Here is a 21,407-nt window from a genome sequence, read left to right on the forward strand (position 1 = left end):
TTACGCGGTGATTGTAGGCATTGTTCAGGGGATGTCCAGATTTAATGGGCAATAGCTGTCTGGACATCCATACGTGTCTAATTGTAGCATTCTGTTTCCGGTCTCCTGAGAGTGAAAAGGGAATCCAGTGTAAATCTGGAGCTGACGCGCAGCGGTAAAGTCTGGCGGGATGAGTGTTGTAGACACTGTGAAAATGGGAAGTCTTCATCCTTATATAGCCACCTAGCCCGAAGACCTGCCGGGATCACGTCGCATTTGGTTTCATCATCGCGTGCTATCGATGAGGCCTGCGGCATCCTTCTTATATTGTGGATGCTTTAACAATGATTAAAAAAGTATCGCTGTTGACGGCGTTGTCCGTCACGGCATTTTCGGGCTGGGCGCAGGATAGCGCCGACTCGTTGGTGGTGACGGCAAATCGTTTTGAACAACCTGAAAAAACTATTCTGGCTGCAACCTCCGTTGTTACGCGTGCCGATATTGACCGTTGGCAATCAACCTCAGTCCTTGATGTTATGCGTCGCCTGCCCGGCGTGGATACGGCGCAAAATGGCGGGATGGGGCAACTCTCTTCTCTCTTTATACGTGGCACCAACTCCAGCCATGTCCTGATCCTTGTTGATGGGATCCGCCTTAACCAGGCGGGCGTTACGGGGTCGTCCGATCTCAGCCAGTTCCCGATCTCCCTGGTGCAGCGTATCGAATATGTTCGTGGACCGCGTTCGGCAGTATACGGCTCGGACGCGATCGGCGGAGTCGTAAACATTATTACCACTCGCGCGAAGGACGGTACCACGCTGAATGCAGGTGTAGGGTCGCATGGTTACCAGAATTATGGCGGCAGTACTCAGCAAACATTGGGCGACAGCACGCGCGTCACGCTTGCGGGTGATTACACCTATACCAAAGGGTTTGATGTGGTTGCGGACGGCAACAATGGTGGCCTTGCCCAGACCGATCGCGACGGCTTTATGAATAAAACGCTCTATGGTGCAGTGGATCACGCATTCTCGGAGCAGTGGAGCGGATTTGTTCGCGGCTTTGGCTATAGCAACCGTACTGCCTACGACGGTTACTACAGTTCATTTACCCCTGACGTACTGGTCGATACCCGCCAGCTCTATAGTCAGACCTGGGATGCAGGATTGCGCTTCAACGATGACATCTTCCATTCACAGCTGCTCACCAGCTATAGTCACAGCAAGGACTATAACTACGACCCAAATTTGGGCCGCTACGATTCGACAGCCACACTGGATGAAATCAAGCAGTACAACGTCCAGTGGCTGAACTCCGTTGATGTTGGCCATGGAAACATTGGCGCGGGCGTTGACTGGCAGAAGCAGAGCACCGAGCCGGGTACAAACTACGTGACCAACGGCTACGACCTGCGTAACACCGGCGTTTACCTGACCGGGTTGCAGCAGTTTGGTGACTTCACTCTGGAAGGAGCGGTTCGCAGCGATGACAACTCTCAGTTCGGTCGCCATGGCACCTGGCAAAGTAGTGCGGCCTGGGAGTTCGTGGAGGGTTACCGCTTCGTTGCTTCTTATGGTACGGCCTATAAAGCACCGAATCTGGGTCAACTCTATGGTTTCTATGGCAATGACCATCTTGATCCCGAAGAGAGCAAGCAGTGGGAAGGTGCGTTTGAAGGCCTGACGGCCGGCGTGAGCTGGCGCGTTTCCGGCTACCGTAATGACGTCGATAATCTCATCGACTTCGATAATAACCTTCAGCAATATTACAACGTCGGTAAAGCGCGCATTAAAGGTGTGGAAGCGACAGCATCGTTTGATACGGGTCCGTTGACGCATACTGTTGGCTACGATTATGTGGATGCCCGCAATGCCGCAACCAACGAACTTCTGGACCGTCGTGCTAAACAGCAGGTGAAATATCAGCTCGACACGCAGATCTATGATTTCGACTGGAGCCTGACTTATCACTATCTCGGTACGCGTTACGACACTGACTTTGGTGCTTATCCGTCTGAGAAAGTAAAAATGGGCGGTGTCAGCCTGTGGGATGTCGCAGTTTCGTATCCTGTCACCTCACATCTCACAGTTCGTGGTAAAATAGCCAACCTGTTCGATAAAGATTACGAGACAGTTTATGGCTACCAAACTGCAGGACGGGAATACACCTTGTCTGGCAGCTACACCTTCTAATCCGCGTCCCACCTTGCTGGTGTTTGATTCCGGCGTCGGTGGGCTTTCGGTCTATGATGAGATTCGGCATCTCCTGCCGGATCTCCATTACATCTACGCCTTCGATAACGTCGCTTTCCCGTATGGGGAAAAGAGCGAAGATTTTATTGTTGAGCGTGTGGTTGAAATCGTCACCGCGGTACAAAAGCGCTATCCCCTTGCGCTGGCCGTCATCGCCTGTAATACGGCGAGCACCGTTTCTCTTCCCGCCCTGCGTGAAAAATTCCAGTTCCCGGTTGTGGGTGTCGTTCCTGCGATAAAGCCTGCCGCGCGCCTGACGGCGAACGGCATTGTGGGTTTGCTGGCAACGCGAGGCACGGTAAAGCGTCCTTATACCCGCGAGCTGATCGACCGTTTTGCCAACGAATGCCAGATTGCGATGCTGGGTTCGGCTGAGCTGGTGGAGATGGCTGAAGCGAAGCTGCATGGAAAGGCGGTATCACTCGACGAGCTGCGTCGTATTCTTCGTCCGTGGCTGCGGATGCCAGAGCCTCCGGATACCGTTGTGCTGGGCTGTACCCACTTCCCGCTATTACAGGAAGAGTTATTAGAGGTATTGCCGGAGGGGACGCGCCTGGTGGATTCCGGTGCGGCTATCGCCCGTCGTACGGCCTGGCTGCTGGAGCATGAAGCGCCGGATGCGAAATCTACCGATGCGAATATCGCGTTTTGTATGGCCATCACGAAAGAGACTGAGCAACTTTTACCCGTTTTACGCCGTTATGGCTTTGAAATGCTCGAAAAACTGGCGCTGTAGCACGGTTTTGAGCAAAAAAGAGACGGTTGAAAGTTTTTTTTAAAAGAGGGGTTGTCAACGTCTGAGAACTCCCTATAATGCGCCTCCACTGACACGGAACAACGGCTTACAGGCCGCCGGGTTAGCGGGGTTCAGAGGTGAACGCCGGCAGAGAAAAGCAAAAATAATCGCTTGACTCTGAATGAGGAAAACGTAATATACGGGACCTCGCAACGGTGAGCTTAACGCAGCGTTGCAACTGCTCTTTAACAATTTATCAGACAATCTGTGTGGGCACTCAAAGTGACATGGATTCTTAATGTCTTCGGACAATAAATGAATACCAAGTCTCTGAGTGAACATACGTAATTCATTACGAAGTTTAATTCACGAGCATCAAACTTAAATTGAAGAGTTTGATCATGGCTCAGATTGAACGCTGGCGGCAGGCCTAACACATGCAAGTCGAGCGGCAGCGGAAAGTAGCTTGCTACTTTGCCGGCGAGCGGCGGACGGGTGAGTAATGTCTGGGAAACTGCCTGATGGAGGGGGATAACTACTGGAAACGGTAGCTAATACCGCATAACGTCGCAAGACCAAAGAGGGGGACCTTCGGGCCTCTTGCCATCAGATGTGCCCAGATGGGATTAGCTAGTAGGTGGGGTAACGGCTCACCTAGGCGACGATCCCTAGCTGGTCTGAGAGGATGACCAGCCACACTGGAACTGAGACACGGTCCAGACTCCTACGGGAGGCAGCAGTGGGGAATATTGCACAATGGGCGCAAGCCTGATGCAGCCATGCCGCGTGTATGAAGAAGGCCTTCGGGTTGTAAAGTACTTTCAGCGGGGAGGAAGGCGATAAGGTTAATAACCTTGTCGATTGACGTTACCCGCAGAAGAAGCACCGGCTAACTCCGTGCCAGCAGCCGCGGTAATACGGAGGGTGCAAGCGTTAATCGGAATTACTGGGCGTAAAGCGCACGCAGGCGGTCTGTCAAGTCGGATGTGAAATCCCCGGGCTCAACCTGGGAACTGCATTCGAAACTGGCAGGCTAGAGTCTTGTAGAGGGGGGTAGAATTCCAGGTGTAGCGGTGAAATGCGTAGAGATCTGGAGGAATACCGGTGGCGAAGGCGGCCCCCTGGACAAAGACTGACGCTCAGGTGCGAAAGCGTGGGGAGCAAACAGGATTAGATACCCTGGTAGTCCACGCCGTAAACGATGTCGACTTGGAGGTTGTGCCCTTGAGGCGTGGCTTCCGGAGCTAACGCGTTAAGTCGACCGCCTGGGGAGTACGGCCGCAAGGTTAAAACTCAAATGAATTGACGGGGGCCCGCACAAGCGGTGGAGCATGTGGTTTAATTCGATGCAACGCGAAGAACCTTACCTACTCTTGACATCCAGAGAACTTTCCAGAGATGGATTGGTGCCTTCGGGAACTCTGAGACAGGTGCTGCATGGCTGTCGTCAGCTCGTGTTGTGAAATGTTGGGTTAAGTCCCGCAACGAGCGCAACCCTTATCCTTTGTTGCCAGCGGTCCGGCCGGGAACTCAAAGGAGACTGCCAGTGATAAACTGGAGGAAGGTGGGGATGACGTCAAGTCATCATGGCCCTTACGAGTAGGGCTACACACGTGCTACAATGGCGCATACAAAGAGAAGCGACCTCGCGAGAGCAAGCGGACCTCATAAAGTGCGTCGTAGTCCGGATTGGAGTCTGCAACTCGACTCCATGAAGTCGGAATCGCTAGTAATCGTAGATCAGAATGCTACGGTGAATACGTTCCCGGGCCTTGTACACACCGCCCGTCACACCATGGGAGTGGGTTGCAAAAGAAGTAGGTAGCTTAACCTTCGGGAGGGCGCTTACCACTTTGTGATTCATGACTGGGGTGAAGTCGTAACAAGGTAACCGTAGGGGAACCTGCGGTTGGATCACCTCCTTACCTTAAAGAACCTGCCTTTGCAGTGCTCACACAGATTGTCTGATGAAAAACAGCAGTAAAAATCTCTGCAGGCTTGTAGCTCAGGTGGTTAGAGCGCACCCCTGATAAGGGTGAGGTCGGTGGTTCAAGTCCACTCAGGCCTACCAAACTCCTTTTAAAGGATGAGCGGTACAGAGATGATAAACGATGGGGCTATAGCTCAGCTGGGAGAGCGCCTGCTTTGCACGCAGGAGGTCTGCGGTTCGATCCCGCATAGCTCCACCATCTTTTACTGCGAACACAAGAAAACTTCAGAGTGAACCTGAAAAGGTGCACTGCGAAGTTTTGCTCTTTAAAAATCTGGATCAAGCTGAAAATTGAAACGACACATCTTAATTGGTGTGTTCGAGTCTCTCAAATTTTCGCAATCAGAAGTGAAACATCTTCGGGTTGTGAGGTTAAGCGACTAAGCGTACACGGTGGATGCCCTGGCAGTCAGAGGCGATGAAGGACGTGCTAATCTGCGAAAAGCGCCGGCGAGGTGATATGAACCTTTGACCCGGCGATGTCCGAATGGGGAAACCCAGTGTGATTCGTCACACTATCGTTAACTGAATACATAGGTTAACGAGGCGAACCGGGGGAACTGAAACATCTAAGTACCCCGAGGAAAAGAAATCAACCGAGATTCCCCCAGTAGCGGCGAGCGAACGGGGAGCAGCCCAGAGTCTGAATCAGCTTGTGTGTTAGTGGAAGCGTCTGGAAAGTCGCACGGTACAGGGTGACAGTCCCGTACACGAAAATGCACAGGTTGTGAACTCGAAGAGTAGGGCGGGACACGTGGTATCCTGTCTGAATATGGGGGGACCATCCTCCAAGGCTAAATACTCCTGACTGACCGATAGTGAACCAGTACCGTGAGGGAAAGGCGAAAAGAACCCCGGCGAGGGGAGTGAAAAAGAACCTGAAACCGTGTACGTACAAGCAGTGGGAGCACCTTCGTGGTGTGACTGCGTACCTTTTGTATAATGGGTCAGCGACTTATATTCTGTAGCAAGGTTAACCGTATAGGGGAGCCGAAGGGAAACCGAGTCTTAACTGGGCGTTAAGTTGCAGGGTATAGACCCGAAACCCGGTGATCTAGCCATAGGCAGGTTGAAGGTTGGGTAACACTAACTGGAGGACCGAACCGACTAATGTTGAAAAATTAGCGGATGACTTGTGGCTGGGGGTGAAAGGCCAATCAAACCGGGAGATAGCTGGTTCTCCCCGAAAGCTATTTAGGTAGCGCCTCGTGAACTCATCTTCGGGGGTAGAGCACTGTTTCGGCTAGGGGGCCATCCCGGCTTACCAACCCGATGCAAACTACGAATACCGAAGAATGTTATCACGGGAGACACACGGCGGGTGCTAACGTCCGTCGTGAAGAGGGAAACAACCCAGACCGCCAGCTAAGGTCCCAAAGTCATGGTTAAGTGGGAAACGATGTGGGAAGGCACAGACAGCCAGGATGTTGGCTTAGAAGCAGCCATCATTTAAAGAAAGCGTAATAGCTCACTGGTCGAGTCGGCCTGCGCGGAAGATGTAACGGGGCTAAACCATGCACCGAAGCTGCGGCAGCGACGCTTATGCGTTGTTGGGTAGGGGAGCGTTCTGTAAGCCGTTGAAGGTGTGCTGTGAGGCATGCTGGAGGTATCAGAAGTGCGAATGCTGACATAAGTAACGATAAAGCGGGTGAAAAGCCCGCTCGCCGGAAGACCAAGGGTTCCTGTCCAACGTTAATCGGGGCAGGGTGAGTCGACCCCTAAGGCGAGGCCGAAAGGCGTAGTCGATGGGAAACAGGTTAATATTCCTGTACTTGGTGTTACTGCGAAGGGGGGACGGAGAAGGCTATGTTAGCCGGGCGACGGTTGTCCCGGTTTAAGCATGTAGGCGGAGGTTCCAGGTAAATCCGGTACCTTATTAACGCTGAGGTGTGATGACGAGGCACTACGGTGCTGAAGTAACAAATGCCCTGCTTCCAGGAAAAGCCTCTAAGCATCAGGTAACATCAAATCGTACCCCAAACCGACACAGGTGGTCAGGTAGAGAATACCAAGGCGCTTGAGAGAACTCGGGTGAAGGAACTAGGCAAAATGGTGCCGTAACTTCGGGAGAAGGCACGCTGATATGTAGGTGAAGCCCCTGCGGGTGGAGCTGAAATCAGTCGAAGATACCAGCTGGCTGCAACTGTTTATTAAAAACACAGCACTGTGCAAACACGAAAGTGGACGTATACGGTGTGACGCCTGCCCGGTGCCGGAAGGTTAATTGATGGGGTTAGCGGCAACGCGAAGCTCTTGATCGAAGCCCCGGTAAACGGCGGCCGTAACTATAACGGTCCTAAGGTAGCGAAATTCCTTGTCGGGTAAGTTCCGACCTGCACGAATGGCGTAATGATGGCCAGGCTGTCTCCACCCGAGACTCAGTGAAATTGAACTCGCTGTGAAGATGCAGTGTACCCGCGGCAAGACGGAAAGACCCCGTGAACCTTTACTATAGCTTGACACTGAACACTGGTCCTTGATGTGTAGGATAGGTGGGAGGCTTTGAAGCGTGGACGCCAGTCTGCGTGGAGCCAACCTTGAAATACCACCCTTTAATGGCTGGTGTTCTAACGTAGACCCGTAATCCGGGTTGCGGACAGTGTCTGGTGGGTAGTTTGACTGGGGCGGTCTCCTCCCAAAGAGTAACGGAGGAGCACGAAGGTTAGCTAATCCTGGTCGGACATCAGGAGGTTAGTGCAATGGCATAAGCTAGCTTGACTGCGAGAGTGACGGCTCGAGCAGGTGCGAAAGCAGGTCATAGTGATCCGGTGGTTCTGAATGGAAGGGCCATCGCTCAACGGATAAAAGGTACTCCGGGGATAACAGGCTGATACCGCCCAAGAGTTCATATCGACGGCGGTGTTTGGCACCTCGATGTCGGCTCATCACATCCTGGGGCTGAAGTAGGTCCCAAGGGTATGGCTGTTCGCCATTTAAAGTGGTACGCGAGCTGGGTTTAGAACGTCGTGAGACAGTTCGGTCCCTATCTGCCGTGGGCGCTGGAGAATTGAGGGGGGCTGCTCCTAGTACGAGAGGACCGGAGTGGACGCATCACTGGTGTTCGGGTTGTCATGCCAATGGCACTGCCCGGTAGCTAAATGCGGAAAAGATAAGTGCTGAAAGCATCTAAGCACGAAACTTGCCCCGAGATGAGTTCTCCCTGACTCCTTGAGAGTCCTGAAGGAACGTTGAAGACTACGACGTTGATAGGTCGGGTGTGTAAGCGCAGCGATGCGTTGAGCTAACCGATACTAATGAACCGTGAGGCTTAACCTTACAACGCCGAAGCTGTTTCGGCGGATGAGACAGACACGATTTTCAGCCTGATACAGATTAACAGAATTTGCCTGGCGGCTTTAGCGCGGTGGTCCCACCTGACCCCATGCCGAACTCAGAAGTGAAACGCCGTAGCGCCGATGGTAGTGTGGGGTCTCCCCATGTGAGAGTAGGGAACTGCCAGGCATCAAATTAAGTAGTAAGCCGGTGCATAAATCCGGTGGTTACAGCAGTCTTCGGTGGAGCGGTAGTTCAGTCGGTTAGAATACCTGCCTGTCACGCAGGGGGTCGCGGGTTCGAGTCCCGTCCGTTCCGCCACTTATTAAGACATTAAGCCTGCCTTGTTGGCAGGCTTAATGGCAAAAAACTTTAGGGGCGTAGCTCAGTTGGTAGAGCACCGGTCTCCAAAACCGGGTGTCGCGAGTTCGAGTCTCTCCGCCCCTGCCATATAGAATCCTTTGCTTCGGCAAAGGATTTTTTTTGCCTGAAACACGGCAGATAATTCTCTTCTTAATTTCAGCCAGCATCCCTGCTGGCTGATGCATCAATCCATTACATTGATTTTTAACAGATCTTTTATCTGTGATTGCTTATCACTGTTTTGCAGCCAAATTGCATACAGCGGCCTGGTAAGCGTGGTGGAATCCATCACGGTGTGCAGCCCTGCTTTAGCGTCTGCCCAGCGAACAGGTAACCAGGTACAACCTTTCAGCAGGGGCAGCTGCTGACAGGCGATCTCTGCCGAGCTGGTCGTTAACTGCGGAACATCATCAGGTGCAATCAGTCCCGTCTCGTGCTGCTGAAAATCCGGTCCCCATTCCAGGCGTAAATAGGTCAGGTCTGCCTTCATCATCGAAGGTTCGGACGCATAAAGTGCCAGGCCAAACTGGCCCACAATCTGGCTGCTAAATTCGTCCATCTTGGGGGCTTCGGTTGTGATCAGAAGATCAAGCTGGCGTTCATGAAGTTGCTTAACCAGCGACTGCCGTTGCGCAATCCTGGCTTCAAATTGCAGGTGGCCATGTGAATGATACAGCCGGGTAAGCCACTGACTTAGCATGCATTCCCACAGAGAAGCGCTGGCTCCTATCGAGAACTCATTATGCCTCGAAGTATGTGCCACCTCTTTACGTGCCGCCTGCCAGGTATTCATGAGCGTTTCTGCGTACGGCAGCAGTTTCTCACCGGCAGGCGTTAAGCGAATATTGTTGCGATGGCGGGTAAAAAGATTCACACCCAGTTGATTTTCCAGCTGTCGAATACGAAAACTGACTGCTGACTGCGTCAGGTAAAGGGCTTCAGCTGCTCGCCCAAAGTGACGTGTTCTGCTCACTTCAAGGAAAGTTTTAAGCAATTCCGTATCCACATCTTTCTCCGCAAAATTATTTGTCGTTATGATTTAAATGTTTTGTTTTACACTCTGTCAAGCGTAACTAATACTCCGCGCCATAAATAGCTCGGCCAAAGAATTAGGAGCGTGTAGGATGGCGGAAAGCTTTACGACGACTAATCGTTTTTTCGACAATAAACATTATCCGCGCGGGTTCTCTCGTCACGGCGATTTCACCATCAAAGAAGCTCAACTGCTTGAGCGCCATGGTTATGCCTTTAACGAGCTGGATCTGGGTAAGCGTGAACCTGCAACCGAAGACGAAAAACAGTTTGTTTCTGTTTGCCGTGGTGAGCGTGAGCCGGAGTCTGAAGCTGAACGCGTATGGATCAAGTACATGGCGCGCATTAAGCGTCCTAAGCGCTTCCATACGTTGTCTGGCGGCAAGCCGCAGATGGAAGGTGCAGAAGACTACACCGAGTCTGATGACTAAAATGAAGAGAAGGGGCTACGGCCCCTTTTTTTATGCCAGCAATTTCTGCAAATGCAGCAGCAAACGATCGATAGCGCGGTAGCTCAGCGCCTCCTGCAAATGTTTTCTCTCAATGTCAGTGCACCCTTCTACGTCAGCAATAGTTCTGGCCACCTTCAGCAAACGCTGCCACGCACGTATGGAAAGCCCGAACCGCGTTAACGTCTCCTCCAGCCATCCCGCATCCTCAACGTTAAGTGAACAAAACTGCCGGATCCCCGCATTATCCAGCCGTGCATTCAGCCTGTTCTGACGAGCGTACTGCCGTGTCTGGGCTGCAATCACCCGTTCGCGTACCTCCGCTGAGCTTTCACCCGTTATGCCCGTTTGCCTGAGCAGACCCGGCGGGGGAAGGGGAATTTCGAGGGATAAATCGAAACGGTCGAGGAACGGGCCGGATAACTTACCCAGATAGCGCAACGTTTGCTCTGGTGTACAGCGGTTATGGTTGCCCTGGTAGTGACCCGTCGGGCTGGGATTCATCGCCGCGACCAGCTGAAACTGTGCGGGATAGCTTATTTTGGCTCGCGTGCGTGAGATATGTATCTCACCGGATTCAATGGGCTCTCTTAGTGCATCCAGCACACGGCGCTCAAATTCAGGCAGTTCATCAAGAAACAGAATGCCATTGTGTGCCAGCGAGATCTCTCCCGGCCCCGGAATCGCCCCGCCGCCGACCATTGCCGTCAGTGAAGCGCTATGATGCGGGGAACGAAAAGGACGACGGCGCCACTGTTTTTGCAACGACGTCGAACTGATAAGGCTATATATGGCGGCGCTTTCCAGCGCTTCATGATTATTGAGCGGTGGAAGTAACCCACTCAACCTGCTTGCCAGCATGGTTTTACCCGTACCTGGCGGCCCAATTAACAGAAGATTGTGTCCACCTGCAGCCGTAATCTCCAGCGCCCGTTTCCCTTGCTCCTGTCCCATAATCTCGCTGAGATCCTCTGGTGCATCCGCTATAACATCATCACACTCCTCCGGCTCGGACAGTTCATGTCGCCCTTCCAGCCAGGCACAAACTTCCTGTAAATGCCCGGCGATGAGACACCCCTTCTCGGCGATAAGACTCACTTCTGATGCGTTTTCATTGGCGACAATGATTTGCCGCCCTGCTCGTATGGCTTCCAGCGCTCCCGATATCGCACCGGGAACGCCTCTTAACGCGCCTGTGAGCGCGAGTTCGCCAACGAACTCATACGAGCCTAGCCGTGTCGTATTAAGCTGCTCAGAAGCCGCGAGAAGGGCAATTGCGATAGGTAAATCGTATCGTCCCCCCTCTTTAGGCAAATCGGCGGGGGCAAGGTTGATGGTGATCTTCTTCGCGGGGAAGGTATAACCGCTATTTATTATTGCGCTGCGAACGCGATCCCTGGCCTCTTTAACCGTCGTTTCAGGTAACCCGACAAGCGTGAGTCCGGGTAGCCCATTGCTCAAATGAACCTCGACGGAAATAAGCGGTGCCTTTACCCCGAGAGCCGCACGCGTATAAACAACTGACAGTGACATTTGCACTACCTCCTGGCGTGACTATGCCAGCACCTGCTTTGTCTGTTTAGCGTCATTTTGCGAATTTACGCCGCCTGTTCAGGGATTTTAAGCGCACACTGAAACCCTTGCATAACCGTGGAAGCCTCCTCGCAGAATGTAAAAAGCCCCGTTTTGACGCTAAGAACCGCAGTGAAAAAATGAAAAATATTCATTTTCTAATTTCCGTATATAAAACAACGGTTTTAAGAAATATGATTCGCGGCCTAATCAAATCCGTCATAAATAAATCTTGTGTTTGATTTAAAAACTGTGATAACTCTTTAGGTATTCCTTCGAACAAGATGCAAAAAGAACTGAAAATGACAGCCCTTCTACGAGTGATTAGCCTGGTCGTGATTAGCGTGGTGGTGATTATTATCCCACCGTGCGGGGCTGCACTTGGACGAGGAAAGGCTTAGAAATCAAGCCTTAACGAACTAAGACCCCCGCACCGAAAGGTCCGGGGGTTTTTTTATGACTAAAAAATGTAAATGAGGAGCAGAGAATGAAGACTAGCACAAAATTCTGTTTCTCCCGATTTATGACGGGGAACTAACTATGAATGGGGCACAGTGGGTAGTACATGCGTTGCGCGCGCAGGGAGTCGAAACCGTATTCGGTTATCCGGGTGGCGCAATTATGCCGATTTACGATGCACTGTATGACGGCGGCGTGGAACATCTCTTGTGCCGACACGAGCAGGGCGCAGCGATGGCTGCCATTGGCTACGCCCGCGCGACCGGTAAAACCGGCGTGTGTATGGCGACTTCAGGCCCGGGCGCAACGAACCTGATCACCGGCCTGGCTGACGCGCTGCTGGATTCCGTTCCCGTTGTCGCCATCACCGGGCAGGTGGCGTCGCCGTTCATCGGTACCGATGCTTTCCAGGAAGTTGACGTCCTCGGTTTATCGCTGGCCTGCACCAAACACAGCTTCCTCGTCCAGTCTCTGGAAGAGCTGCCGCGCGTAATGGCAGAAGCGTTCGACGTGGCAAACTCCGGTCGTCCCGGTCCGGTTCTGGTTGATATCCCGAAAGATATCCAGGTGGCTCTCGGCGATCTGGAACCTCACTTCTCTACCGTTGAAAGCGACGATGCGTTTCCGGAAGCGGAAGTTGAAGAGGCCCGTCAGATGCTGGCCCAGGCGAAACAGCCGATGCTGTACGTCGGCGGTGGCGTAGGCATGGCGCAGGCCGTTCCTGCCCTGCGCGAATTTATCGCAACAACGCAGATGCCAGCGACCTGCACGCTGAAAGGTCTCGGTGCAGTCGACGCGGATTACCCCTACTATCTGGGCATGCTGGGGATGCACGGCACCAAAGCGGCAAACCTGGCGGTGCAGGAGTGCGATCTGCTCATCGCTGTAGGGGCCCGTTTTGACGACCGCGTTACCGGCAAGCTGAATACCTTTGCGCCGAACGCCAAAGTCATCCATATGGATATCGACCCGGCGGAGATGAACAAGCTGCGTCAGGCGCATGTCGCCTTGCAGGGCGATCTCAACGCGCTGTTACCGGCATTGCAGCAGCCGCTGGATATCAGCGCATGGCGTCAGCACACCGCAGACATGCGCGCCGAGCACGCCTGGCGTTACGACCATCCCGGCGAGGCCATCTACGCGCCGCTGCTGTTGAAGCAGTTGTCCGACCGTAAACCGGCTGACAGCGTCGTCACCACCGACGTAGGCCAGCACCAGATGTGGTCCGCGCAGCACATGACCTACACCCGTCCGGAAAACTTCATCACCTCCAGCGGGTTAGGGACGATGGGCTTCGGTCTGCCGGCAGCCGTTGGCGCGCAGGTTGCCCGCCCGAACGATACCGTTATCTGTATCTCCGGTGACGGCTCCTTCATGATGAACGTTCAGGAGCTCGGCACCGTTAAGCGCAAGCAGTTGCCGCTCAAGATCGTGTTGCTCGACAACCAGCGTTTAGGGATGGTTCGCCAGTGGCAACAGCTGTTCTTCCAGGAGCGGTACAGCGAAACGACTCTCACCGATAACCCCGATTTCCTCACCCTGGCCAGCGCCTTCGGCATCCCTGGTCAGCACATCACCCGTAAAGATCAGGTTGAAGCGGCGCTCGACACCATGCTGAACAGCGATGGGCCTTACCTGCTTCATGTCTCAATCGACGAACTCGAGAACGTCTGGCCGTTGGTACCGCCTGGTGCCAGTAACTCACAAATGATGGAGAAATTATCATGATGCAGCATCAGGTCGCCGTACAGGCTCGCTTCAACCCGGAAACCTTAGAACGCGTTTTGCGTGTGGTGCGTCATCGTGGTTTTCAGATTTGCTCTATGAATATGGAGACGGCCACTGACGCCCGGAATATCAGTATCGAATTAACCGTTGCCAGCCCGCGGTCGGTCGACTTACTGTTTAGTCAGTTATCAAAGCTGGTAGACGTTGCCCATGTTGCCATCTGCCAGAGCACAACCACATCACAACAAATCCGCGCTTAAGCGTGACAGGACGAAAAAATGACGACAAAAAAAGCTGATTACATTTGGTTCAACGGTGAGATGGTTCGCTGGGAGGACGCGAAGGTCCACGTGATGTCCCACGCGCTGCACTACGGTACCTCCGTATTTGAAGGCATCCGCTGCTACGATTCTCACAAAGGGCCAGTGGTGTTCCGCCATCGCGAACACATGCAGCGTCTGCATGACTCAGCCAAAATTTATCGTTTCCCGGTTTCACAAAGCGTTGATGAGCTGATGGAAGCCTGCCGCGACGTGATTCGCAAGAACAACCTGACCAGCGCCTATATTCGTCCGCTGGTCTTCGTAGGCGATGTCGGTATGGGCGTGAACCCGCCAGCCGGCTATACCACAGATGTGATTATTGCCGCGTTCCCGTGGGGTGCTTACCTGGGTGCAGAAGCCCTGGAGCAGGGGATCGACGCAATGGTCTCTTCCTGGAACCGCGTGGCGCCAAACACCATCCCGACCGCCGCGAAAGCAGGCGGTAACTATCTCTCTTCTCTGTTGGTCGGTAGCGAAGCGCGCCGCCACGGCTATCAGGAAGGGATCGCCCTCGACGTAAATGGCTACATCTCTGAAGGTGCGGGCGAAAACCTGTTTGAAGTAAAAGACGGCATTTTGTTCACGCCGCCGTTCACCTCGTCCGCGCTGCCGGGCATCACCCGTGACGCCATCATCAAGCTGGCGAAAGATCTGGGTATCGAAGTGCGCGAGCAGGTGCTGTCCCGCGAATCCCTGTATCTGGCGGATGAAGTGTTCATGTCCGGTACGGCGGCTGAAATCACGCCGGTACGCAGCGTGGACGGTATCCAGGTGGGCGAAGGCCGCTGTGGCCCGGTCACCAAACGTATTCAGCAAGCGTTCTTCGGCCTCTTCACCGGCGAGACAGAAGATAAATACGGCTGGTTGGATCAGGTTAATCACTAAGCATAAATTTGGGACGGCACGCACCGTCCCATTAAATAGTCAGACGGGAGTCAATAAAGCATGCCTAAGTATCGTTCAGCCACCACCACCCACGGCCGTAATATGGCGGGAGCCCGCGCGCTGTGGCGCGCCACCGGAATGACCGACGCCGATTTCGGCAAGCCGATTATCGCCGTGGTGAACTCCTTCACCCAGTTTGTACCGGGCCACGTGCACCTGCGCGATCTCGGTAAGCTGGTTGCCGAGCAAATCGAAGCCTCTGGCGGCGTGGCAAAAGAGTTCAACACCATTGCGGTGGATGACGGTATCGCGATGGGGCACGGGGGCATGCTCTATTCACTGCCGTCGCGCGAGCTGATCGCCGACTCCGTAGAGTATATGGTTAACGCCCACTGCGCCGATGCGATGGTCTGCATCTCCAACTGCGACAAAATCACCCCGGGGATGCTGATGGCCTCCCTGCGCCTGAACATTCCGGTGATCTTCGTCTCCGGCGGCCCGATGGAAGCGGGGAAAACCAAGCTCTCCGACAAAATCATCAAGCTCGACCTGGTCGATGCGATGATCCAGGGCGCGGACCCGAAAGTGTCTGATGAGCAGAGCGACCAGGTGGAACGCTCCGCGTGCCCGACCTGCGGCTCCTGTTCCGGTATGTTCACCGCCAACTCCATGAACTGCCTGACCGAAGCGCTGGGCCTGTCTCAGCCGGGCAACGGTTCGCTGCTGGCGACCCACGCCGACCGTAAGCAGCTGTTCCTCAACGCCGGTAAGCGCATCGTTGAGCTGACCAAACGCTACTACGAGCAGGACGACGCCAGCGCGCTGCCGCGCAACATCGCCAGCAAAGCCGCGTTCGAAAACGCGATGACGCTGGATATCGCCATGGGCGGCTCCACCAACACCGTTCTGCACCTGCTGGCTGCCGCGCAGGAAGCCGAAATCGACTTCACCATGAGCGACATCGACAAGCTGTCCCGCAAAGTCCCGCAGCTGTGTAAGGTCGCGCCGAGCACCCAGAAGTACCATATGGAAGACGTACACCGCGCGGGCGGCGTGCTGGGCATTTTGGGCGAGCTGGATCGCGCCGGGCTGCTGAACCGTGAAGTGAAAAACGTGCTCGGCCTGACGCTGCCTGAGTCGCTGGACCAGTACGACGTGATGCTGACCAAAGACGACGCGGTGAAAAAGATGTTCCGCGCCGGTCCTGCCGGGATTCGCACCACCCAGGCGTTCTCGCAGGATTGCCGCTGGGACACTCTGGACGACGACCGCGCCGAAGGCTGCATCCGCTCGCTGGAACATGCCTATAGCAAAGACGGCGGTCTGGCCGTGCTGTACGGTAACTTCGCGGAAAACGGCTGCATCGTGAAAACCGCAGGCGTGGACGACAGCATCCTGAAATTCACCGGTCCGGCGAAGGTATACGAAAGCCAGGATGAAGCGGTAGACGCGATTCTCGGCGGCAAAGTGGTGGAAGGCGACGTGGTTGTCATTCGCTACGAAGGGCCGAAAGGCGGCCCGGGCATGCAGGAGATGCTCTACCCAACCACCTTCCTGAAATCTATGGGACTCGGTAAAGCGTGTGCGCTGATCACCGACGGACGTTTCTCCGGCGGCACCTCCGGCCTCTCTATCGGCCACGTTTCGCCGGAAGCGGCAAGCGGCGGCAACATCGCCATCATCGAAGATGGCGACCTGATCGAAATCGACATTCCGAATCGCGGCATTCAGCTGAAGCTGAGCGACCAGGAAATTGCGGCCCGTCGTGAAGCGCAGGGAGCCCGCGGCGACAAAGCCTGGACGCCGAAAGACCGCCAGCGTGAAGTCTCCTTCGCTCTGCGCGCCTACGCGAGCCTTGCCACCAGTGCAGATAAAGGCGCGGTGCGCGATAAATCTAAACTTGGGGGCTAATGATGGCCGAGTCACAACCCTTATCCGCCGCCCCTGAGGGGGCGGAATACCTGAGAGCGGTGTTACGCGCGCCGGTCTATGAAGCCGTGCAGGTCACGCCCCTGCAGAAAATGGAAAAACTCTCTTCGCGCCTCGACAACGTCATTCTGGTGAAGCGCGAAGACCGCCAGCCGGTGCACAGCTTCAAGCTGCGCGGCGCCTACGCGATGATGGCCGGGCTGACCGACGAGCAGAAAGCGCGCGGCGTGATTACCGCGTCGGCGGGCAACCACGCCCAGGGCGTGGCGTTCTCGTCTGCCCGTCTGGGGCTGAAAGCGCTGATCGTGATGCCGGTTGCTACCGCAGATATCAAAGTCGATGCGGTCCGCGGTTTCGGCGGCGAGGTGCTGCTCCACGGTGCCAACTTTGACGAAGCCAAAGCCAAAGCGATTGAGCTGGCGCAGCAGCAGGGTTTCACCTGGGTGCCGCCGTTCGACCACCCGATGGTGATTGCCGGGCAGGGCACGCTGGCGCTGGAACTGCTGCAGCAGGATGCCCATCTCGACCGCGTCTTCGTCCCGGTGGGCGGCGGTGGCCTGGCCGCAGGCGTGGCGGTACTGATCAAACAGCTGATGCCGCAGATCAAAGTCATTGCCGTTGAAGCGGAAGACTCTGCCTGCCTGAAAGCGGCGCTGGATGCGGGTCATCCGGTAGATCTGCCGCGCGTCGGGCTGTTTGCCGAGGGCGTGGCGGTGAAGCGCATTGGGGATGAAACCTTCCGCCTGTGTCAGGAGTATCTCGACGATATCGTCACGGTTGATAGCGACGCCATCTGCGCGGCGATGAAGGATCTGTTCGAGGATGTGCGTGCGGTGGCGGAACCGTCAGGCGCGCTGGCGCTGGCGGGAATGAAGAAATACATCGCGCAGCACAACATTCGCGGCGAGCGGCTGGCGCACGTGCTGTCTGGAGCGAACGTGAACTTCCACGGTCTGCGCTACGTTTCCGAGCGCTGCGAGCTGGGTGAACAGCGGGAAGCGCTGCTGGCGGTGACGATTCCTGAAGAGAAGGGCAGCTTCCTGAAGTTCTGCCAGCTGCTGGGCGGCCGTTCGGTGACGGAATTTAACTACCGTTTTGCCGATGCCAAAGACGCCTGCATTTTTGTCGGCGTGCGTCTGAGCCGCGGCGTGGAGGAGCGCAAAGAGATCCTCAACCTGCTGCATGAGGGCGGCTACAGCGTGGTCGATCTTTCTGACGATGAGATGGCGAAGCTGCATGTGCGCTACATGGTCGGCGGGCGTCCATCGAAGCCGCTCATGGAACGTCTGTTTAGCTTCGAGTTCCCGGAATCACCGGGCGCGCTGCTCAAGTTCCTGCACACGCTGGGCACGCACTGGAACATTTCCCTGTTCCACTACCGCAGCCACGGCACCGACTATGGCCGCGTGCTGGCGGCGTTCGAACTGGGCGAGCACGAGCCGGATTTCGAAACGCGGCTGAACGAGCTGGGCTATGAGTGCCACGACGAAACCCATAACCCGGCCTTCCGCTTCTTCCTGGCAGGCTAGTGGTTCGGCAATATCGTCCAGAACGCATCAATAAGCGGCTCATGCAGCCGCTTTTTTTGTGCGCACACGCCAAGCTCAAACGGCGTCTTCTCGTCGCTGCGCTCCAGAATCATCACGCGATTGCGCACCGGTTCCGGGCTGTTCTCCAGCACCACTTCCGGCAGAAGCGCCACGCCGCAGCCCAGCGCTACCATCGACACCATCGCCTCATGGCCGCTAACCGTGGCGTAAATCGACGGGTTGCTGATCTTCTGACGACGGAACCACAGCTCTATGCGGCGGCGCACCGGCCCCTGATCGGCCATGATAAACGGCACCGTCGACCAGTCCGGTTTTTCCACCGACACCTGGTTACGCACCGGGCAGGGCAGCGCCGGGGCAATCAGTACCACCGCCAGATTCTCCAGCATTGAGAATGCCACCGCGCCCGGCAGGGTTTCGGGTTTCCCTGCTATGGCGAGATCCGCTTCGCCCGTCACCACTTTTTCCATTGCGTCGGAGGCGTCGCCGGTGGTGAGCTTAATTTCAACCGACGGATGCGCCGCGCGGAAGCGGTCAAGGATGGGCGGCAGATGGCTGTAGGCGGCGGTCACGGAGCAGAAAATATGCAGCTCGCCGGAAAGCGACGGCCCCTGCTGGTCAATTGAGTGTCGCAGCTGCTGGTACTGTAGCAGCGTTTGCTGGGCAAAAATGCGCAGTTCTTCACCCGCTTCCGTGAGGGTGACGGTGCGGTTATCGCGCACGAACAGCGGCTGGCCGAGGTCCTCCTCAAGGCGCTGGATCTGGCGTGAAAGCGTGGAGGGGCTAACGTGCATCGCCCGGGCGCTGCGGCCAAAATGGCGGCTTTCCGCCAGGTGCAGGAACATTTTCAGATCGCGTAAATCCACCGATTCCACTCCCTCTTTTTACATTGCAAAAATTGCAATATGACGTTGTGAATATATCAATTTCCGCAATAAATTTCCTGTTGTAATGTGGGTACATTCTCGCTGAAGCGCGAACCGAACAATAAGACACACAACATCACGAGGTATCACCCATGGCTAACTACTTTAATACACTGAACTTGCGCCAGCAGCTGGCGCAGCTGGGCAAATGCCGCTTCATGGCGCGCGACGAATTTGCCGATGGCGCGAGCTACCTTCAGGGTAAAAAAGTGGTCATCGTCGGCTGTGGCGCACAGGGTCTGAACCAGGGCCTGAACATGCGTGACTCCGGTCTGGATATCTCCTATGCCCTGCGTAAAGAAGCGATTGCCGAGAAGCGTGCTTCCTGGCGTAAAGCGACCGAAAACGGCTTCAAAGTGGGCACCTACGAAGAGCTGATCCCGCAGGCGGATCTGGTGGTTAACCTGACCCCGGACAAACAGCACTCTGACGTAGTGCGTTCCGTACAGCCGCTGATGAAAGACGGCGCCGCGCTGGGTTACTCCCACGGCTTCAACATCGTTGAAGTGGGCGAGCAGATCCGTAAAGACATCACCGTGGTGATGGTGGCACCGAAATGTCCGGGTACGGAAGTACGCGAAGAGTACAAACGTGGCTTCGGCGTGCCGACGCTTATCGCAGTTCACCCGGAAAACGATCCGAAAGGCGAAGGCATGGCGATTGCCAAAGCGTGGGCAGCGGCGACCGGCGGCCACCGTGCGGGCGTGCTGGAATCTTCCTTCGTTGCCGAAGTGAAATCTGACCTGATGGGTGAGCAGACCATTCTGTGCGGCATGCTGCAGGCCGGTTCTCTGCTGTGCTTCGACAAGCTGGTGGAAGAAGGCACCGACCCGGCCTACGCGGAAAAACTGATTCAGTTCGGCTGGGAAACCATCACCGAAGCGCTGAAGCAGGGCGGTATTACGCTGATGATGGACCGTCTGTCCAACCCGGCAAAACTGCGTGCTTACGCGCTGTCTGAACAGCTGAAAACCATCATGGCGCCGCTGTTCCAGAAACATATGGACGACATCATCTCCGGTGAATTCTCTTCCGGCATGATGGCAGACTGGGCGAACGACGATAAAAACCTGCTGACCTGGCGTGAAGAGACCGGTAAAACCGCGTTCGAAACCGCGCCACAGTACGAAGGTAAAATCGGCGAGCAGGAGTACTTCGATAAAGGCGTACTGATGATCGCCATGGTGAAAGCAGGCGTTGAGCTGGCGTTCGAAACCATGGTGGATTCCGGCATCATCGAAGAGTCCGCGTACTACGAATCTCTGCACGAGCTGCCGCTGATCGCGAATACCATCGCCCGTAAGCGTCTGTACGAAATGAACGTGGTGATCTCTGATACCGCAGAATACGGTAACTACCTGTTCTCTTACGCCTGCGTACCGCTGCTGAAAGAGTTTATGACCACTCTGCAGACGGGCGATCTGGGTAAAGCGATTGCGGAAGGTGCCGTGGATAACGCGCAGCTGCGTGATGTGAACGAAGCGATTCGCAGCCACCAGATCGAGAAAGTGGGTCACAAACTGCGTGGCTACATGACCGATATGAAGCGTATCGCGGTAGCGGGTTAACACCTGGTGCGGGCTGATGCCCTCACCCCGCCCCTCTCCCACTGGGAGAGGGTGAAACATTCAAGGCCTTCTCTAAGAGAAGGCCTTGCTGTTTATTTCCGATACAGTACTTTAATAATGTGGTAGCCGAACTGCGTGTGCAGCGGGCCGGTTGGCTCCAGCACCGGGCAGGAGAACACCACTTTATCGAACGCCGGAACCATCTGGCCCTGGCGGAACTCACCCAGATCGCCGCCGCGTTTGCCTGACGGGCAGATGGAATGCTTCTTCGCCAGCTTGCCGAAGTCGGCACCGTTTTTAATCTGCTCCAGAAGATCTAAAGCCAGTTTCTCTTCTTTAACAAGGATGTGCACTGCTGCTGCTGTTTTTGCCATGATCGTGCCTTGAATAGGT

Annotated in this window: 15 protein-coding genes, 4 tRNA genes, 3 rRNA genes and 1 riboswitch; of the genes, 18 read left to right on the forward strand and 4 right to left on the reverse strand. The window is 55.1% G+C overall.

Annotation, left to right across the window (positions count from 1 at the left end):
- The first annotated feature begins 81 nt into the window (after positions 1-81).
- A riboswitch (cobalamin riboswitch) is annotated at positions 82-258 on the forward strand.
- A 65-nt stretch (positions 259-323) separates the two neighbouring features.
- The 9 genes from btuB to M2422_RS15230 all read left to right on the forward strand — a co-directional run bounded on the left by btuB (position 324) and on the right by M2422_RS15230 (position 8,680).
- Entirely contained in the window at positions 324-2,171 is a 1,848-nt protein-coding gene (gene btuB / locus M2422_RS15190) for a TonB-dependent vitamin B12 receptor BtuB (RefSeq protein WP_047059189.1), read from the forward strand.
- Complete coding sequence (gene murI / locus M2422_RS15195) at positions 2,116-2,967, forward strand: glutamate racemase (RefSeq protein ID WP_259141389.1); 852 nt, start codon at positions 2,116-2,118, stop codon at positions 2,965-2,967. Before btuB ends, murI begins: the two co-directional genes overlap by 56 nt.
- Positions 2,968-3,350: 383 nt before the next feature.
- Positions 3,351-4,892 (forward strand): 16S ribosomal RNA (locus M2422_RS15200).
- 69 nt (positions 4,893-4,961) lie between these two features.
- A tRNA-Ile gene (locus tag M2422_RS15205) sits at positions 4,962-5,038 on the forward strand.
- A gap of 42 nt (positions 5,039-5,080) precedes the next feature.
- Positions 5,081-5,156: transfer RNA gene (locus M2422_RS15210), tRNA-Ala, on the forward strand.
- Positions 5,157-5,327: 171 nt separating this feature from the next.
- Positions 5,328-8,233, forward strand: a 23S ribosomal RNA gene (locus M2422_RS15215).
- Positions 8,234-8,303: 70 nt separating this feature from the next.
- Positions 8,304-8,419 (forward strand): 5S ribosomal RNA (gene rrf, locus M2422_RS15220).
- Together the 16S, 23S and 5S rRNA genes with 4 tRNA genes alongside form the textbook arrangement of a ribosomal RNA operon.
- Before the next feature lie 55 nt (positions 8,420-8,474).
- Positions 8,475-8,551: transfer RNA gene (locus tag M2422_RS15225), tRNA-Asp, on the forward strand.
- A 53-nt stretch (positions 8,552-8,604) separates the two neighbouring features.
- A tRNA-Trp gene (locus tag M2422_RS15230) sits at positions 8,605-8,680 on the forward strand.
- Between the two features lie 97 nt (positions 8,681-8,777).
- Here M2422_RS15230 and hdfR read toward each other — a convergent pair.
- Positions 8,778-9,599 carry an HTH-type transcriptional regulator HdfR gene (hdfR, locus tag M2422_RS15235; RefSeq protein ID WP_064673099.1) on the reverse strand — a complete coding sequence of 274 codons (822 nt, stop codon included), beginning with the start codon at positions 9,597-9,599 and terminating at the stop codon, positions 8,778-8,780.
- Between the two features lie 118 nt (positions 9,600-9,717).
- Between hdfR and M2422_RS15240 the strand changes: the two genes are divergently transcribed.
- Positions 9,718-10,056 (forward strand): DUF413 domain-containing protein, encoded by a 339-nt coding sequence (locus M2422_RS15240; protein WP_023309658.1) that lies wholly within the window; start codon positions 9,718-9,720, stop codon positions 10,054-10,056.
- Between the two features lie 30 nt (positions 10,057-10,086).
- Here M2422_RS15240 and M2422_RS15245 read toward each other — a convergent pair whose 3' ends face one another.
- The gene (locus tag M2422_RS15245; protein ID WP_048975639.1) at positions 10,087-11,607 is read right to left on the reverse strand and encodes a YifB family Mg chelatase-like AAA ATPase; all 1,521 of its coding nucleotides are present in this window, start codon (positions 11,605-11,607) and stop codon (positions 10,087-10,089) included.
- A gap of 341 nt (positions 11,608-11,948) precedes the next feature.
- Here M2422_RS15245 and ilvL point away from each other — a divergent pair, with 341 nt between their 5' ends.
- The 7 genes from ilvL to ilvA all read left to right on the forward strand — a co-directional run bounded on the left by ilvL (position 11,949) and on the right by ilvA (position 18,499).
- A complete protein-coding gene (ilvL, locus tag M2422_RS15250) occupies positions 11,949-12,047 on the forward strand; it encodes an ilv operon leader peptide (RefSeq protein WP_001311244.1) in 99 nt (32 codons plus the stop codon).
- An 86-nt stretch (positions 12,048-12,133) separates the two neighbouring features.
- Complete coding sequence (gene ilvX / locus M2422_RS15255) at positions 12,134-12,184, forward strand: peptide IlvX (RefSeq protein ID WP_207389462.1); 51 nt, start codon at positions 12,134-12,136, stop codon at positions 12,182-12,184.
- Between the two features lie 2 nt (positions 12,185-12,186).
- Complete coding sequence (gene ilvG, locus M2422_RS15260; RefSeq protein ID WP_064673098.1) at positions 12,187-13,833, forward strand: acetolactate synthase 2 catalytic subunit; 1,647 nt, start codon at positions 12,187-12,189, stop codon at positions 13,831-13,833.
- Entirely contained in the window at positions 13,830-14,093 is a 264-nt protein-coding gene (ilvM, locus tag M2422_RS15265; protein WP_024907956.1) for an acetolactate synthase 2 small subunit, read from the forward strand. Before ilvG ends, ilvM begins: the two co-directional genes overlap by 4 nt.
- A gap of 18 nt (positions 14,094-14,111) precedes the next feature.
- Positions 14,112-15,041 carry a branched-chain-amino-acid transaminase gene (gene ilvE, locus M2422_RS15270; protein ID WP_023309654.1) on the forward strand — a complete coding sequence of 310 codons (930 nt, stop codon included), beginning with the start codon at positions 14,112-14,114 and terminating at the stop codon, positions 15,039-15,041.
- A 60-nt stretch (positions 15,042-15,101) separates the two neighbouring features.
- On the forward strand, positions 15,102-16,952 hold the full coding sequence (ilvD, locus tag M2422_RS15275; RefSeq protein WP_064673097.1) for a dihydroxy-acid dehydratase: 1,851 nt from the start codon (positions 15,102-15,104) through the stop codon (positions 16,950-16,952).
- Positions 16,953-16,954: 2 nt separating this feature from the next.
- Positions 16,955-18,499, forward strand: coding sequence for a threonine ammonia-lyase, biosynthetic (gene ilvA, locus M2422_RS15280; protein ID WP_155739947.1), 1,545 nt, complete (start codon positions 16,955-16,957; stop codon positions 18,497-18,499).
- Here ilvA and ilvY read toward each other — a convergent pair.
- Complete coding sequence (gene ilvY, locus M2422_RS15285) at positions 18,496-19,386, reverse strand: HTH-type transcriptional activator IlvY (protein WP_023333829.1); 891 nt, start codon at positions 19,384-19,386, stop codon at positions 18,496-18,498. The two genes, ilvA and ilvY, sit on opposite strands and share 4 nt — an antisense overlap.
- A 152-nt stretch (positions 19,387-19,538) precedes the next feature.
- Between ilvY and ilvC the strand changes: the two genes are divergently transcribed.
- Positions 19,539-21,014 carry a ketol-acid reductoisomerase gene (ilvC, locus tag M2422_RS15290; RefSeq protein WP_023333828.1) on the forward strand — a complete coding sequence of 492 codons (1,476 nt, stop codon included), beginning with the start codon at positions 19,539-19,541 and terminating at the stop codon, positions 21,012-21,014.
- A gap of 92 nt (positions 21,015-21,106) precedes the next feature.
- Here ilvC and ppiC read toward each other — a convergent pair whose 3' ends face one another.
- Entirely contained in the window at positions 21,107-21,388 is a 282-nt protein-coding gene (gene ppiC / locus M2422_RS15295; RefSeq protein WP_023309650.1) for a peptidylprolyl isomerase PpiC, read from the reverse strand.
- Between the last annotated feature and the right edge of the window lie 19 nt (positions 21,389-21,407).

The sequence above is a fragment of the Enterobacter sp. SLBN-59 genome, from assembly GCF_024807915.1.
In the GTDB taxonomy this organism is placed as follows: domain Bacteria; phylum Pseudomonadota; class Gammaproteobacteria; order Enterobacterales; family Enterobacteriaceae; genus Enterobacter; species Enterobacter asburiae_B.

Bases quoted from the DNA above. Each gene is read 5' to 3' on its own strand.
- btuB (WP_047059189.1), top strand. From the start codon at position 324: ATGATTAAAAAAGTATCGCTGTTGACGGCGTTGTCCGTCACGGCATTT.
- murI (WP_259141389.1), top strand. From the start codon at position 2,116: ATGGCTACCAAACTGCAGGACGGGAATACACCTTGTCTGGCAGCTACA.
- M2422_RS15240 (WP_023309658.1), top strand. From the start codon at position 9,718: ATGGCGGAAAGCTTTACGACGACTAATCGTTTTTTCGACAATAAACAT.
- M2422_RS15245 (WP_048975639.1), bottom strand. From the start codon at position 11,607: ATGTCACTGTCAGTTGTTTATACGCGTGCGGCTCTCGGGGTAAAGGCA.
- ilvL (WP_001311244.1), top strand. From the start codon at position 11,949: ATGACAGCCCTTCTACGAGTGATTAGCCTGGTCGTGATTAGCGTGGTG.
- ilvG (WP_064673098.1), top strand. From the start codon at position 12,187: ATGAATGGGGCACAGTGGGTAGTACATGCGTTGCGCGCGCAGGGAGTC.
- ilvM (WP_024907956.1), top strand. From the start codon at position 13,830: ATGATGCAGCATCAGGTCGCCGTACAGGCTCGCTTCAACCCGGAAACC.
- ilvE (WP_023309654.1), top strand. From the start codon at position 14,112: ATGACGACAAAAAAAGCTGATTACATTTGGTTCAACGGTGAGATGGTT.
- ilvD (WP_064673097.1), top strand. From the start codon at position 15,102: ATGCCTAAGTATCGTTCAGCCACCACCACCCACGGCCGTAATATGGCG.
- ilvA (WP_155739947.1), top strand. From the start codon at position 16,955: ATGGCCGAGTCACAACCCTTATCCGCCGCCCCTGAGGGGGCGGAATAC.
- ilvC (WP_023333828.1), top strand. From the start codon at position 19,539: ATGGCTAACTACTTTAATACACTGAACTTGCGCCAGCAGCTGGCGCAG.
- ppiC (WP_023309650.1), bottom strand. From the start codon at position 21,388: ATGGCAAAAACAGCAGCAGCAGTGCACATCCTTGTTAAAGAAGAGAAA.